The sequence below is a fragment of the Streptomyces yerevanensis genome (assembly GCF_000716805.1).
GTDB lineage: Bacteria > Actinomycetota > Actinomycetes > Streptomycetales > Streptomycetaceae > Streptomyces > Streptomyces flaveus.
In genome coordinates this window covers 1-345 of record NZ_JNWJ01000245.1, presented here as the reverse complement: position 1 = coordinate 345, position 345 = coordinate 1, and the positions used below count along the sequence as shown (strand labels likewise).

General features: G+C 70.4%; 1 protein-coding gene. It reads right to left on the bottom strand.

Translation table 11 applies throughout. The features are described from left to right. The coding region (locus OP79_RS49260) for an ATP-binding cassette domain-containing protein (RefSeq protein WP_033329898.1) at positions 1–345 on the bottom strand (345 nt) is incomplete at both ends.

The following is a 345-nucleotide window of genomic DNA, read 5'->3' as shown; positions in this document are numbered from 1 at the left end:
TTCAGCACGACGCCGGACTGCTTGACGCCGAGCGCGGCGGTCGGCTCGTCCAGGATGAGGACGCGGGCGCCGAAGTAGACGGCGCGGGCGATGGCCACGGACTGGCGCTGGCCGCCGGAGAGTGTGCCGATGGGCTGCTCGAGGTCGTCCAGGACGATGCCCATGGCGCGCAGTTCGTCGTCGGCGGTCTTCTTCATCCGGGCGATGTCGAGGCGGCGGACCGGCCAGGGGCCGCTGGTCATCTCGGAGCCGAGGAAGAAGTTCCGCCACACCGGCATCAGCGGGACGACGGCGAGGTCCTGGTAAACCGTGGCGATGCCCTTGTCGAGCGCCTCGCGCGGAGTG